General features: G+C 64.0%; 10 protein-coding genes and 1 tRNA gene. 6 read left to right on the top strand and 5 right to left on the bottom strand.

Going from position 1 to position 14,413, the window contains the following annotated elements; all coding sequences use genetic code 11:
- Window positions 1-2 precede the first annotated feature (2 nt).
- A complete protein-coding gene (gene egtD, locus JGU72_RS04960; protein ID WP_199682597.1) occupies window positions 3-974 on the top strand; it encodes an L-histidine N(alpha)-methyltransferase in 972 nt (323 codons plus the stop codon).
- Here egtD and JGU72_RS04955 read toward each other — a convergent pair.
- From JGU72_RS04955 to JGU72_RS04940, 4 genes are all read right to left on the bottom strand, one after another.
- Window positions 971-1,597 (bottom strand): DUF2461 domain-containing protein, encoded by a 627-nt coding sequence (locus JGU72_RS04955; protein ID WP_199682596.1) that lies wholly within the window; start codon window positions 1,595-1,597, stop codon window positions 971-973. The two genes, egtD and JGU72_RS04955, sit on opposite strands and share 4 nt — an antisense overlap.
- 34 nt (window positions 1,598-1,631) lie before the next feature.
- Window positions 1,632-2,612: a ribose-phosphate diphosphokinase gene (locus JGU72_RS04950; protein ID WP_199682595.1), complete on the bottom strand. Its 981-nt coding sequence runs from the start codon at window positions 2,610-2,612 to the stop codon at window positions 1,632-1,634.
- Window positions 2,609-4,126 carry a bifunctional UDP-N-acetylglucosamine diphosphorylase/glucosamine-1-phosphate N-acetyltransferase GlmU gene (gene glmU, locus JGU72_RS04945; RefSeq protein ID WP_199682594.1) on the bottom strand — a complete coding sequence of 506 codons (1,518 nt, stop codon included), beginning with the start codon at window positions 4,124-4,126 and terminating at the stop codon, window positions 2,609-2,611. Before glmU ends, JGU72_RS04950 begins: the two co-directional genes overlap by 4 nt.
- Window positions 4,127-4,222: 96 nt before the next feature.
- Window positions 4,223-4,293: transfer RNA gene (locus tag JGU72_RS04940), tRNA-Gln, on the bottom strand.
- A 271-nt stretch (window positions 4,294-4,564) separates the two neighbouring features.
- Here JGU72_RS04940 and JGU72_RS04935 point away from each other — a divergent pair.
- The 4 genes from JGU72_RS04935 (at window position 4,565) to JGU72_RS04920 (ending at window position 10,554) form a co-directional block, all read left to right on the top strand.
- Window positions 4,565-5,158: a TetR/AcrR family transcriptional regulator gene (locus JGU72_RS04935; protein WP_199683209.1), complete on the top strand. Its 594-nt coding sequence runs from the start codon at window positions 4,565-4,567 to the stop codon at window positions 5,156-5,158.
- A gap of 170 nt (window positions 5,159-5,328) precedes the next feature.
- Complete coding sequence (locus JGU72_RS04930) at window positions 5,329-5,976, top strand: ScbR family autoregulator-binding transcription factor (RefSeq protein WP_199682593.1); 648 nt, start codon at window positions 5,329-5,331, stop codon at window positions 5,974-5,976.
- 88 nt (window positions 5,977-6,064) lie between these two features.
- A complete protein-coding gene (gene mfd / locus JGU72_RS04925; RefSeq protein ID WP_199683208.1) occupies window positions 6,065-9,673 on the top strand; it encodes a transcription-repair coupling factor in 3,609 nt (1,202 codons plus the stop codon).
- Entirely contained in the window at window positions 9,670-10,554 is an 885-nt protein-coding gene (locus JGU72_RS04920) for a nucleoside triphosphate pyrophosphohydrolase (RefSeq protein ID WP_199682592.1), read from the top strand. Before mfd ends, JGU72_RS04920 begins: the two co-directional genes overlap by 4 nt.
- A gap of 7 nt (window positions 10,555-10,561) precedes the next feature.
- On the opposite strand, the gene JGU72_RS04915 is transcribed toward JGU72_RS04920, so the two are convergent.
- A complete protein-coding gene (locus JGU72_RS04915) occupies window positions 10,562-11,959 on the bottom strand; it encodes a heparin lyase I family protein (RefSeq protein WP_199682591.1) in 1,398 nt (465 codons plus the stop codon).
- A 612-nt stretch (window positions 11,960-12,571) separates the two neighbouring features.
- On the opposite strand from JGU72_RS04915, the gene asnB reads away from it, so the two are divergent.
- A complete protein-coding gene (gene asnB / locus JGU72_RS04910; protein ID WP_199682590.1) occupies window positions 12,572-14,407 on the top strand; it encodes an asparagine synthase (glutamine-hydrolyzing) in 1,836 nt (611 codons plus the stop codon).
- Window positions 14,408-14,413 lie beyond the last annotated feature (6 nt).

The raw sequence follows: 14,413 nt of genomic DNA, 5'->3' as shown, positions 1-14,413 counted from the left end.
CGATGAGCGCGCCGACGCTTGAGATCCACCTGTCCGAAGATCAGATGACCGAAGCGCTTCGGCAGGACGCATCGGCAGGACTCACTGCCACGCCGAAGTCGCTGCCGCCCAAGTGGTTCTACGATGCCCGCGGCAGCGAACTGTTCGGTGCGATAACCGAACTGCCGGAGTACTACCCGACACGAACCGAACGAGAACTGTTGCGGGCGAAGGCAGCCGAGATCGCGAAGCTCAGTGCCACGCAGATTTTGGTCGAGCTCGGCTCCGGATCGTCGGAGAAGACCATGCTGCTCCTGGATGCGATGACCGCCGAGGGAACCTTGGAGCAGTATGTGCCGCAAGATGTTTCGCCGTCGGCCTTGTCCGGGGCAATCGACCAGCTGCGCCTGGACTTTCCGGGGCTGAACGTCCACGGTGTCGTCAGCGACTTCACCGACACTCTGCACAACCTGCCCAGCGGCGGTCGTCGCACGATCGCGTTCCTCGGGGGCACACTCGGTAACCTCGTCCCGGAGGAGCGCTCCGAGTTTCTGGGCAGCATCGCAGAGGTACTGGACCCGGGGGAGCACCTGCTGATGGGCGTCGGGCTGGTCATCGACCCGGCAGTGCTGGTTCCCGCGTACGACGACGCGGCGGGGGTCACCGCGGAGTTCAACCGAAATGTGCTGCACGTGCTGAACAAGCGACTGGCTGCGGACTTCGAGCCGGAGCGCTTCGAACACATCGCGCTCTGGGATGAGCACAGCGAGTGGATCGAGATGCGCCTCGAAGCGACGTCCGATATGACGGTGCACGTCCGCGACCTCGACCTCACGGTGTCATTCGCGGCGGGGGAGCAGATGCGCACGGAGATCTCGGCGAAGTTCCGCCTCGACGGCATTGCCGACGAGCTGCGCGCTGCAGAGTTCGGGATAGAGCATGTGTGGACCGATCCGGAGGACCGGTTCGCGCTGGTGCTCGCTACGCGGAGCTAACCGACAACGGCGGCGAGCCATTCGACCAACGGTCGGATGGCTTCCCAGGACTTGCGTACCTCCGTCGCCGCGCGCTTGGTGTGTAGCCAGTCGGGGCACCCGACCGACTTGCTGACCACGAGCGATTTGTGCCGAAGCAGTTCGATGCGCGGGTGATCGGCCTCGTACCCTTTCGGCTTCGTCTTCAGTTGATCGCCGCCGACCGTGAACTTCGCTTTGCGTAGTTTGTCCAGGATCGCGATCAACTCCGCGCCGCGGACCTCTTCGTCCACCGCCGCCCGGAAGCGCGCAACTTGCTCGGGCATCCCCGAATAGAAACCGCCGCCCAGGTACAGCCCGGACGCGTCGATCTGCACGTAGTAACCCGCGCCGGCACCGGTACGAACCACCGCGCCCTGCGCCGTCTTGTAGGGCGTTTTGTCCTTGGAAAAACGCACGTCCCGGAACGGCCTGAAGATCTTCGCCGTGCCGAATTCCGGTTCGAGTTCGGCCATGAGCGCCGTCATCGGAGCCTTCACCGCGCTGTCGTAAACGTCCTTGTGCGCAGTCCAGAAAGCCTTGCTGTTGTCAGCGGCCAGATCTTCGTAGAAGTCGAGAGCCGCGGCAGGGATGCCTGTGAACACACAGGCAGCGTAGCTGCCCGTGTCCGCAGCCGCCCTACGCGTTGCCGTTGAACAGACTCGTCACGGATCCGTTTTCGAAGACCTCGCGAATGGTCCGGGCGAGCAGCGGTGCGATAGAGAGCACCGTGAGCTGTGGGAACTTCTTGTCTTCGGTGATCGGCAGTGTGTTGGTGACGACAACTTCCTTCGCGCCCGATGCGGCGAGCCGCTCGGCGGCGGGGTCGCTGAGCACACCGTGCGTCGCGGCGATGACGACGTCGCCGGCGCCCGCCTCCTTCAGTACGCGAACGGCGCCGGCGATCGTGCCACCGGTGTCGATCATGTCGTCGATCAGGATGCAGGTGCGACCTTCTACGCTGCCGACCACGCGGTTCGACTTGACCTGGTTGGGCACCAGCGGGTCACGCGTCTTGTGAATGAACGCCAGCGGCGCGCCACCCAGCGAGTCCGCCCATTTCTCGGCGACACGGACGCGGCCCGCGTCAGGCGAGACGACGGTGATGTTGTCGAGGTTGTAGCCGTTGCGGATGTGGTCCGCGAGCTGGCCCTGCGCGTGCATGTGGTCGACGGGACCGTCGAAGAAGCCCTGGATCTGGTCGGTGTGCAGGTCGACCGTGATGATGCGGTTCGCGCCCGCGGTCTTCAGGAGGTCGGCGACGAGGCGCGCGGAGATCGGCTCGCGACCACGGTGCTTCTTGTCCTGGCGCGCATACGGGTAGAACGGCAGCACAGCGGTGATCCGCTTGGCGGAGCCGCGCTTGAGCGCGTCGATCATGATGAGCTGCTCCATCAACCACTGGTTCAGTGGCCACGGGTGGCTCTGGAGGACGAACGCGTCCGAGCCGCGGACGGACTGCTCGAAACGTACGAAGATCTCACCGTTTGCGAAGTCGCGTGCGGTCTGCGGCGTCACGGCGACGTCGAGTTCCTTGGCGACCTGCTCGGCGAGCTCCGGATGAGCACGACCAGTGAACAGCATCATGTTCTTCTGGTTGTTCACTGAAATACCGCTCACTGCTGTCCGCCGTCCTCATTCTTGGTGTCTTCTTCAGCCACGTTCTCACCCTGACGCGCTGCTGCGTCCTTGGCGTTGGCCACTGCTGCCGATGCGGCTCGCGCCGCGGGCGTTCCCGGGCGCTTCCGCTGCACCCACCCGTCAATATTGCGCTGTGCAACTCCGGAGACGGCGAGCGCCCCCGGTGGAACATTTCGGCGGACGACTGTTCCGGCTGCCGTGTAGGCGCCGTCGCCGATCGAAATCGGCGCGACGAACATGTTGTCGCTACCCGTCCGGACGTGCGATCCGATCACGCTTCGGTGCTTGTTCACGCCGTCGTAGTTGACGAAGACGCTCGATGCGCCGATGTTGGTGTGCTCGCCGATCGTGGCGTCGCCGACGTAGCTGAGGTGCGGAACCTTCGAATGCGGTCCGATTTCGGCGTTCTTCGTCTCGACGAATGCGCCCAGTTTGCCGGACGTGCCGACGACCGTTCCCGGCCGCAGATAGCTGAACGGGCCGATCGTCGCGTGCGCGGCGATGGTCGACTTCTCGGCATGGCTGCGCACGACCGACGCGGAGTCGCCGACCGTGACGTCGGTCAACGTGCAGTCGGGCCCGATGACCGCGTCTTCGCCGATGATCGTCTTGCCCAGGAGCTGCACACCTGGCCGCAGGACTGCGTCGCGACCGATCGTGACGCTCGCGTCGACCCACGTCGAACTCGGATCGACAACCGTGACGCCCGAGCGCATGTGCCGTTCGAGGATGTGCCTGTTGAGCGCGGCCGACGCCACAGATAGCTGGACGCGGTCATTGACGCCGGTGACCCGGATCGGATCGGCCAGGACAGCGCCGTACACGGCATGCCCGTTCTGCCGCGAGATCTTGAGGACGTCCGTCAGGTACAACTCGCGTTGGGCGTTCTCCGTGCTCAAGTGGCTGATCGCGTCGCGAAGAGCGGAGGCGTCGAACGCGTACACACCCGAGTTGACCTCGGTGATCGCGGCCTGTTCTGTTGTCGCGTCCGCGTGCTCGACGATCTCGAGGACCTCGCCGTCAGGCGTCCGGACGATACGCCCGTAGCCGTTCGGATCGTCCGGAATGAAACTGAGGACGGTGACGGCGGCGCGTTCGGGGTAGCTGCGGTGCTCGTCGAGCAGCGCATTCAGTGTGTGGCTGTCCAGTAGCGGGACGTCTGCGGCCGTGACGACGATATGGCCGACGAAGTCGTCCGGCAGCACTTCGAGCGCACATTGCACGGCATGGCCCGTGCCCAGTTGCTCCGGTTGGAATGCCAGATCGATTTCGCGGCCGACCTCGCGTGCGAGGTCCGCGACGGCTGCTCCGACTTGCTCGCGATCGTGCCCGACGACCGTGACCAGATAGTCAGGTTCTATACCCTGAGCTGCGTAAATGGAGTGCGCAAGCATCGAGCGCCCCGCCAGCGGGTGCAGAACCTTCGGAGTCTTCGACCGCATCCGTGTGCCTGCGCCTGCGGCGAGGACGACAACGGCGGTCTGCTCGTGCATACAGCTCCTCTAGGTACCAACAGTTCTTACTGCTTGACGGCGACATTGTCGGTCGGCAAGCCTCGCTCCCGGCGACATTGTCGCCCGCAAGCCTCGCTCCGCCGCCAGGACTCGAACCTGAACTATCTGAACCAAAATCAGAGGTGCTGCCATTACACTACGGCGGATTGCCCGAGTCGCGGAGCGTCTCGAATCGTGCCAGGCAACCCCAGCTCGCCCCGATCGGCCCGCCACTGCGCCAACGATCCTCGCATGTCGAAGCGTCATAGTCGAACCGCCTCGCGAAAAGCCTGGTGCCTATCGATAGGGTCTCTTGCGGACCCAAATTTCGATCACGTTGTTCGAAGGGACGAATCATGCGTTACGACACTGTGGGGGCTGCAGGTGTCGAGCGCACCCGATAACGCGGCAGCCGGGGAGCGCGCGCCGCGTACCCGGATGACCGGAACTCAGCGCAGGCAGCAACTGGTAGAGATCGCACGGACACTGTTTGCCGAGCGCGGTTACGACGCGACTTCCATCGAGGAAGTAGCGCAACGCGCCCATGTGTCGAAACCGGTTGTCTACGAACATTTCGGTGGCAAAGAGGGCCTCTACGCCGTTGTGGTGGATCGCGAGATGTCGACGCTGAACGAGATGATCACGTCGTCGCTGACCCAGAATCGTTCGCGGGTACGGATCGAAAGCGTCACGCTCGCTTTGCTGACGTATGTCGAAGAGCGCACCGACGGCTTTCGTATTCTTGTTCGTGATCAGCGCGCGACGGCGGCAGACGGTACCTACTCGAGCTTGCTTAACGAGGCAATAAGCCAGGTCAGCCATATTCTCGGCGGAGATTTCAGCAGGCGCGGGCTAGATCCCGCGCTTGCTTCGTTATACGCCCAGGCACTCGTCGGCATGGTTTCGACGACCGCGACATGGTGGCTGGACGAGCGTTCGCCGACGAAAGAAGTCGTCGCCGCACACCTTGTGAATTTGTGCTGGAACGGGCTCACCAATCTCGAACCGAACCCCCAGTTGGGCACTGGATAATTGCCCTCGCTACAAATATGACCCGGGGAGTGTTGCCCGCTTGTCACACAGGAGGCTGACCTTGGAGGATCGCATGGGCACGAAGTCGCCCGGTGGTACGGTTCACCCAACCTTTGTGTGCTGTTCGGTTCGGGACGTCGGTGTTATCCGGGGATGGCGAGGCGAGACAATTGGCTAGGCAGGCGCGCGCGGAAATAACCCGCGACTCGGTGCTGGCTGGTGCGGCCGATGTATTTCTCAGGCTCGGCTATGCAAATGCGAGCCTGAGCGAGATCATTGCGCAGTCGAATGTCACCAAAGGCGCACTGTATTTCCACTTCGGTTCGAAGGAAGAACTTGCGCGCGCGGTCGTCGATCAGGGCAACGAACGCCTGACCGAATCGTGCAAGGGCTTCTTCGACAGTCGTGTGCCGGCGCTCGAAGCATGCATCGGCATTTCTTACGTCGTCGCCGATCTGACGCGTACGGATCCGATGGTTGCGGCAATGCTGAAACTGAATCATCAGATCGGCGACTACAAGGGCACCCAGGGCGACAACATCGCGATCTTCTGGGGAAAAACGCAGCGTGAACTCGCGGCGCGGGCGATCGAGCAGGGCGATCTCGAACCGACGCTCGATCCCGATGTCGTCGGCAACCTGTGGCACGCACTGACTTCGGGAGTGCACGTCGTCGCGGTCGGTACCGATGCGGTCGACGAGATGGCGATGCGCACCGAGCGGTTGTGGTACTTCCTGCTGCCGTCGCTGGTGCCCGCAGAGAAGCTGTCGTACTTCAGGGAGTTCGCAGCGCGGCGCTTGCGGCGCTACGAGCCGTAGAATCTCTGTAGTCGTGACATAGCCGTCGATCCGACGGCCCAAATCCGCTGCGTTCAGGAGTTTGCTGTTGCCTTCCATACATCCGCCGATGGCGGGTCTGGCGGCAGCAGTCGCTACAGACGCGGCGTTGGCCCGGGTCCTCGATCTCGTCGGGCGCCCGGCTGTCGAACTCGTCGCAGTCAACGCTGCCCGGCCATTTCTGACGAGCGTCGTCGCAGGTAAAGCACCGGTCCTGCTGGTCACCGCGACCGGTCGCGAAGCCGACGACCTCACCACCGAACTCGAGGCGATTCTCGGCGATTCGGTTGCGCAGTTCCCGTCGTGGGAAACGCTGCCGCACGAACGGCTGTCACCGGGCGCGGATACCGTCGGCAAGCGCCTGCAGGTGCTGCGCCGAATTGCCCGGCCCGACAATGCGAACTACGGTTCGCCGCTTCGGGTGGTCGTGAGCACGGTCAGGTCGCTGATGCAGCCGATGGCTCCGGGCCTCGGCGAGGTCGCGCCGATAGAACTGCGCATCGGCGCCGAGATCGAGTTCGACCGGCTGATCAATCGCCTTGTCGAATTCGGTTACGTCCGTGCGGACATGGTGGGTAAGCGCGGCGAATTCGCTGTTCGCGGTGGCATTCTCGACCTGTTTTCGCCGACGGCGGATCATCCGGTCCGGGTGGAGTTCTGGGGCGACGAGATCACCGAGCTGCGGGCGTTCGCCGTCGCCGATCAGCGCTCGTTGGCAGATCTGCAGATCGAGTCGGTGATCGCGCCGCCGTGCCGTGAGCTGCTGCTCACCGAAAACGTGCGCGACCGGGCCGCAAGCCTGGCCCGTGACAATCCGGCGGATGCCGCGCTCGTCGAGATGCTCGACAAGCTCGCCACGGGCATCACGGTCGAGGGCATGGAAGCGCTCATCCCGGTGCTCGTGCCCGGTCAGTTGGAGCTGCTGACCGATGTAATGCCCGCGGGGGCCCACGTTCTGCTCTGCGACCCCGAGAAGATCCGGACCCGCGCTGCAGACCTCGTGCGGACGGGTCAGGAATTCCTCGAGGCATCGTGGACGGCAGCTTCGATCGGCGGTGCCGCTCCGATCGACACGTCGAACATGAAGATGACCGACGGCTCGGCGGTCGACCTCGCGGCGTCGGGCTACCGCACGCTGCGCGCCGTCCGCGACAGCGCCGAGAAGGTCGGCCACCCGTGGTGGACGATCAGCCCACTGAGCTCCGGCAGCGCTGACCTGACGACGCTCGATATCCAAGCCGCGCCCACCGCACGAGGTTCGGACGCCGAACTTGCGACGATTTTCGCGATGCTGCGCGCGCATGTCGCCGGTGGCGGTCGGGCAGTGATCGTCGTCGCGGGTCACGGCACAGCGCAACGCATCCTGGAGCGACTTGCCGAAGCCGACGTGGCCGCGGCGCCACTCGATGCCGGTGCCGAACCGGTCGTCGGCAAGGTCGGCGTCCTGTGCGGTTCGTTGACCGGTGGCCTGATCCTGGCCGACGCGGGCATCGTCGTTATCGCGGAGTCCGACCTCACCGGCAACCGCATCGCGGCGGCGGGTGACGGCAAACGGTTGCCGGCCAAGCGTCGCAACCAGGTGGATCCGCTGGCGCTGAACGCGGGTGACATGGTCGTGCACGATCAGCACGGAATCGGTCGCTTCGTCGAAATGATCGAGCGGACGATCGGGGGTGCGCGGCGTGAATATCTGGTGATCGAGTACGCGCCGAGCAAGCGTGGTCACCCGGGTGACAGGTTGTTCGTCCCCATGGATTCGCTGGATCAGTTGTCGCGTTACGTCGGCGGCGAATTGCCCGCGTTGAGCAAGCTGGGCGGCTCCGATTGGGCGAACACGAAACGCAAGGCGCGCAAGGCCGTTCGCGAGATCGCGGGCGAGCTCGTCGCGCTGTACGCGGCACGCCAGGCGGCGCCCGGGCACGCGTTCGCGCCGGATACGCCGTGGCAGAAGGAGATGGAGGACGCGTTCGCGTTCACCGAGACCATCGATCAGCTGACGGCGATCTCGGAAGTCAAGGCGGACATGGAGAAAGCGGTCCCGATGGACCGCGTCGTCTGCGGTGACGTCGGCTACGGCAAAACCGAGATCGCGGTTCGCGCGGCGTTCAAGGCGGTGCAGGACGGCAAGCAGGTCGCTGTTCTCGTCCCGACAACGCTTCTCGCGCAACAACACCTGCAGACCTTCACCGAGCGGATGGCGGCCTTCCCGGTGCGAGTTGCCGGTCTGTCTCGATTCACCCATACCGCGGAGTCCAAGGAGATTCTCGCCGGCATGGAGGACGGCGCCGTCGACGTGGTCGTCGGCACGCACCGGCTCCTCCAAACCGGTGTCCGCTGGAAGGATCTCGGCCTCGTGGTCGTCGACGAGGAGCAGCGGTTCGGCGTCGAGCACAAAGAGCACATCAAGGCACTGCGCACACACGTCGACGTTCTGACCATGTCCGCCACGCCTATTCCGCGCACGCTCGAGATGAGCCTTGCTGGAATCCGGGAGATGTCGACGATCCTCACCCCGCCGGAGGAACGGCATCCCGTGCTGACCTACGTGGGCGCGTACAACGACAAGCAGGTCGCCGCCGCGATCCGCCGCGAGTTGCTGCGTGACGGTCAGATCTTCTACGTGCACAACCGGGTCAGCTCGATCGACAAGGCGGCCTTGCGAATTCGCGACCTCGTTCCCGAGGCACGGGTCGTCGTCGCACACGGTCAGATGAACGAGGACACACTCGAACGGACGGTCCAGGGTTTCTGGCAGCGTGAGTACGACGTTCTCGTCTGCACGACGATCATCGAAACCGGTCTCGACATTTCCAACGCCAACACGCTGATCGTCGAGCGTGCGGATGCGCTGGGGTTGTCGCAGCTGCATCAGTTGCGAGGCCGCGTCGGCCGTAGCCGCGAGCGTGGGTACTCCTATTTCCTGTATCCGCCCGAAAAGCCGTTGACCGAAACGGCTTACGACCGACTCGCGACGATTTCGCAGAACTCCGACCTCGGCGCGGGCATGGCAGTCGCGATGAAGGACCTTGAAATCCGTGGCGCTGGAAACGTTCTCGGTGCCGAACAGTCGGGCCACGTCGCCGGTGTCGGCTTCGATCTGTACGTGCGGCTCGTCGGTGAAGCGGTCGAGGCGTATCGCGCGGCAGCCGACGGCAGGCCGATCACGACGGACGAGGCTCCCAAGGAGGTCCGCATAGATCTGCCGGTCGACGCGCACATTCCGCCCGATTACGTCACCAGTGATCGGCTGCGGTTGGAGGGCTACCGCAAACTTGCTGCGGCGAACGACGATTCCGAAGTCAAGGCAGTCATCGAAGAGTTGATCGACCGCTACGGACCGCTACCCGTCGAAGTTGCACGCCTGGTGGCGGTCGCTCGACTGAGGCTGCTGTGCCGGACCTACGAGGTGGTCGAGGTGGCTGTTGCCGGAACGACCTTGAAGCTGTCACCGTTCAGCCTGCCCGATTCGAAGCAGACGCGATTGAAGCGGCTGTATCCCAGCGCGGGTTACCGCGCTGCTACCGGCGTCGTGCAGTTGCCCCTGCCTCGGGTCGCCGATGCAATCGGGGCCGCACGTGTACGCGATGTCGAACTGCTGCAGTACATCGCGGACTTCCTGCTCGCGATGGACGGGAAAGCGCCCGGCGCAGTGGACCTTACGGGCGGCATCCCGCAGTGACGGTGATCCTGCTCGACCCGCTGCGTCCGACGCTGGTGCCGCTCGATGCCGTCGAATTCCTCAGCGGGCCCGTGCAGTTCACCGCGGAAGTGCCGGATTCGGTTCGTTCGCGGGTCGGTAGTGCGGTCGCCGAGGCTGCGGTGCTGATCAGCACGGATTCTCGCAACGAGGTGGTCCGCGCACGGATTGCAGACGGGGACAGCGTGATCGCCGCACCGACGGTGCCGGGTGACAGCCTGCTCGAAGCGGTCGAGCTGATGGACAGGCTGTGGGGTTTCGGCGGCTGGGAAGTCACCCAGACGCATGACTCCCTGCGCCCGTATCTTCTCGAGGAAACCTACGAGTTGCTCGACGCGGTCGGCTCCGGGAATGCGGAGGAAATCAAAGAGGAGCTGGGAGACCTGTTGCTGCAGGTCGTCTTTCACTCCCGGATCGCGCAGGCATCGGTCTCACCCTTCACCGTCGACGACGTTGCCGCAGCGCTGGTAGCCAAACTCGTACACCGCAGCCCGCACCTGGCCGACACGGCTGTGGGCCCGATCGACATCGCTGCTCAGGAACGGGCCTGGGAGCAGCGCAAGGCCACCGAAAAGGCTCGGCGCTCGTGCGTCGACGGTATTGCGATGGCCTTGCCCGCGCTAGCGCTGGCAGAAAAAGTGCGAGTTCGGGCGGCCAGGGGAGGGCTGCCCGAAGACCTTGTCCCGCAGGCTCTGCGGGAGGTCGTCATCGATGGTGAGCGCAGTGCCGAGGAGGAACTGCGGAAAGCAGTGCTCGCCTTCGTAGCCGAGATCAGAGCCGCGGAAGACGCCGCCGAGACGGCACGTGGTACCCGCTCCGCCCTCGGCCCGGAGGAGTGGCGGACGTTCTGGTCCGCACGCTGACAGCGACTTACGGAGTCGGGCTACCCAGTGCTGCTTCGGTTTTGGCGACTCTGAAGCCGTCATGGTAGACGATGCCGGTGCCAGAGACACGGGCGTCACGGAAGTAGCCCTGCTTGAAATAGGTCCCACCGTTGCCGGGGATGAGCGTTCGCGCGGTGCAACGGGTCTGGCCTGAGCACGGCCCGCCGGTGAACGTCTGCCGAGTGCCGTTGTGCCACATCTCGACGTATCCGACGTTGTCGTTGGCCGACCACTTGATGTGCAGCTTGATGTCCTGCCACGTTCCTGGCAGCAGGGCACCCTTCCATACGACGTAGGCCCCGATGTAGGTACCCGGTGAGCTCTGCCGGTTGAGGACCAGTCCCCACTTGCCGTTCTCGACGTCGACGTTCATCGAGACCGGCGGCGATCCAGTGCTTCCGTACGGATGCCACTGTGCGACAAGGCCCCAACCCTGGGTTGCGTGGTTCGACGGGAAGGTCGAGGTGAACATGGTGCTCCACTGGTACCACGTCTCTTCACCTTCGCGACCGCCGGTCGCGTCGGTGCCCTCGACTTCGGTGCGTTCCCCGCCGCCGAAACTGGGGACGTCGCCGTCGCGTAGCTCGAACCTCGCCGCGAACGAGCCTTGGCGCCGCTGCGAGTTCTGCACCTGCAGGCTGTAATTGCTGTTGTTGTTGCTCGAGCACGGCCCGTTGATGAACTTGGTCTGGCACACGGCCCACTGGCTGGGATCACCAGTCTCGTAGTCGCCGGTGAAGATCGGGGTTCCTGCCGCAACGGTCGTGGTCGGCGGGGGAGTCGTCGTGGTGGGCGGTGGAGTCGTAGTAGTCGGGGGCGGAGTGGTTGTGGTCGGGGGTGGCGTCGTTGTCGTCGTGGGCGGAACAACGATTTCGACCGAAACAGTGTCGAGATAGATTGCGCGCCTGCAGAGAATCAGGTTCGAGAGGTTCGACGTTGCGATCTTGATTGTGTGTGGCGCGGCGGTGATGGTCTTCGTGACCTTGTAGACGGTCCAGGCTGCGCTCGACACTGTGAACGCGGTGGCGTTCGCACCGTCGATGGTCACAGTCATCGTGGGTGTACCCATGCATTTGTCGCTGCGTGCCCGAATCGACAGGCCGGTGCCGGCGGGGAGTGTAGAAGACCTTGTGCCGGTGGAGTTCACCGTGATCTGCAGAGTCTTTCCACCGGAGGCGTTGGTGTCGTTGACGAGCACAGCTGCGGTGGTCGGCGACCAGCTCATGGCTTCGGTCTCGAATGCCAACGCAGTCGCGCTGTTGGCGGTGGATGGTGAAACAGCAATCAGCACAGAAGCAATGGCGGCCGACGACGTGAGCAGCAACGCGGGACGGAGCCAATTCTGGGCGGAGGCGCGACTGTACGCGCGCTGTCGTCTGGGCATGAGACCACCGTTCGATCTGTGCGAATGATCCGTGAGGATCCACGGGGGCCCCGGCCCGCAACAAGCTTTTCGGACAGCGCGGATCAACCGCTACTGCCTCCGATCGATCGCAGCCTTATTGTGACAGTGGCGTTTCCGATCCGCGACTGAACGTGCAGCGTTAGATTGCTAACGGCTGCAAAGGTTTACGCGCATCATCTTTTTCTGCCCGAAAACAAACTCTGAGTCTGTGCGTTTTGCACCGCTGATCCGCGCGATGCGCCCCCGGCTCGCTTCCTGGCGTTGTGGTTCAACGAGATTCGTCGAAGGCTTTTCTACCACAGGAATTAGTGCCAAAAGACCCTAGCGGGAGCGTGTTTTCCAATTGTGTCTGTGCGAGAAACGTTCTCGTTATGCGCGCCCGACCTCCCTTCGCAGCCCTGCTGAGAACGTGGGCGTCGCCACGCAGCCGCACTCGGCCGGACGGATGCGACGTGTGCGCCCGTCCGGACGACCTGCGCCGTTCCGCCCTCGATTTTCCGAGCACGCGGGCGTGCAATACCCCGGTCTGTCAAGATGTTGTGGTGAGTTCGACTTCCGAGAACTTGGGGCGCTGGTGGCGAAGGACATGACATGTGCGGCATAGCGGGCATCCGCCGGTTCGACGGACAGCCCGTCGATCGCGGCCTGCTGGCCGAGATGGCGCATCGCCTCGAGCATCGCGGCCCGGACGACAACGGCTTCTGGGTCCACGGTGCCGTCGGCTTCGCACACACGCGGCTGTCGATCATCGACTTGGCGGGTTCGCCGCAGCCGATGGCCGGCGCCAGCGGCACCACGCACATCGCCTTCAACGGCGAGATCCTCAATTACAAGCAACTGCGCCGTGATCTGAACTATCCATTTCAGACCGACGGCGACACGGAAGTCCTTCTCGCGCTGTACGAAAATTTCGGCATCACGGCGGTCGACAAGCTCCGCGGCCAATTTGCGTACGCCATCCACGACTCGACGACGGCCGAGACTCATCTGGTGCGCGACCGACTCGGCGTACTACCCCTGTACTACTACGTCGATTCGGATCTCTTCGCGTTCGCGTCCGAGATCAAAGCGCTGCTGCCCGCGATACCCCGGCGCGGCGTCGATCAGGAGAGCCTGCACGACTATCTGGCGCATCGGTCAGTGCCTGCACCGTTCACGTTCATCGACGGTGTCCGCAAAGTTCCACAGGGTCACCGCCTGGTTGTCGATGCCGGCGGCGGCGTGCGGATCGAGCAGTACTGGGCGCTACCGCGTGAGTCGAAAGCCGCAAGGGTGGGTCCCGCTGAGGCGGTGGACCTGGTCGACAAGGCGCTCACCGCGTCTGTGCAGGATGCCCTCGTCGCCGATGTTCCCGTCGGGGCATACCTGTCTGGCGGTCTGGACAGCAGCTTGATCAGCGCCCTTGTTGCCCACGAGCGCCATGGCGGCACCTTTCACACCTTCTCGGCCGGTTTCGGCGACGAACGGATGGACGAAACGTCGTGGGCACGCAAGGTCGCCGAGATCGTCGGCAGCGAGCATCACGAAGTGGAAGTAACCGCTGACGATTTTCAGAAGAACCTGGCAAGACTGAGCTGGCATCGGGATGCGCCGTTGTCCGAGCCGGCAGACGTCGCGGTATACCGGCTGGCGGAACTGGCGCGCGAGGAAGTCAAGGTCGTGCTGTCCGGCGAGGGCAGCGACGAGTTGTTCGGCGGCTATCCCAAGTATCGGTACGCCCGTGCCACTAGATGGTCGGGCTTAGTGCCCGGTTCCGCGCTGCGCGTAGTAGAGGAGAGATTGCCTGCTGCCAAGGCGCGATTCGGTGTTGCGGTGCGGGCGATTTCGGAGCCTAGCTATGCAGAGCGCATGCGCGGCTGGTTCGCTCCCTTCACGTCCAGAGAGCGTGACCAGCTACTGGGTCGGCCGGCAACGCGATCGGTCCTCGATCCGTACACCGACGGTCGCGGCGACGCATTGCGCCGCATGCTGTATGCCGACACACACACCTGGCTTGCCGACAACTTGCTCGAGCGCGGTGACCGCATGTCGATGGCCGCTTCACTCGAGCTGCGGCCGCCCTTCCTCGACCACCGGTTGGTCGAGCTCGCCTTCAGCTTGCCCAGCAACGTGAAGGTGCGGCGCGGTACGTCCAAATGGGTGGTGAAAGAGGTTGCGCGCAAACATCTTCCCGACGACGTCGTAGATCGGGAGAAGATCGGCTTCAAGGTGCCACTCGACGCGTGGTTCCGTGGGGGCCTGCGTGACATGGCGTTCGACCTGCTGACGGCGCCGTCGTCTTTCGTCGGGGAGACCTTCGACCGTGCCGCTGTCCGCCGCCTGCTCGAGGACCACTCATCGGGCGATCGCAACGAGCAGCCCCGGATCTGGACGCTACTTTCACTCGAGGTCTGGCACCGCGAATTCGCATCGCAGTTGACCTCGTAGCCGGCT

This window comes from Antrihabitans auranticaus (assembly GCF_016481275.1).
In the GTDB taxonomy this organism is placed as follows: Bacteria; Actinomycetota; Actinomycetes; order Mycobacteriales; family Mycobacteriaceae; genus Antrihabitans.
Note: the sequence above shows the minus strand (reverse complement) of the source record. Positions and strands in the feature narration are given on the sequence as shown.

Bases quoted from the DNA above. Each gene is read 5' to 3' on its own strand.
- egtD (WP_199682597.1), top strand. From the start codon at position 3: ATGAGCGCGCCGACGCTTGAGATCCACCTGTCCGAAGATCAGATGACC.
- glmU (WP_199682594.1), bottom strand. From the start codon at position 4,126: ATGCACGAGCAGACCGCCGTTGTCGTCCTCGCCGCAGGCGCAGGCACA.
- JGU72_RS04935 (WP_199683209.1), top strand. From the start codon at position 4,565: ATGACCGGAACTCAGCGCAGGCAGCAACTGGTAGAGATCGCACGGACA.
- mfd (WP_199683208.1), top strand. From the start codon at position 6,065: ATGGCGGGTCTGGCGGCAGCAGTCGCTACAGACGCGGCGTTGGCCCGG.
- JGU72_RS04915 (WP_199682591.1), bottom strand. From the start codon at position 11,959: ATGCCCAGACGACAGCGCGCGTACAGTCGCGCCTCCGCCCAGAATTGG.
- asnB (WP_199682590.1), top strand. From the start codon at position 12,572: ATGTGCGGCATAGCGGGCATCCGCCGGTTCGACGGACAGCCCGTCGAT.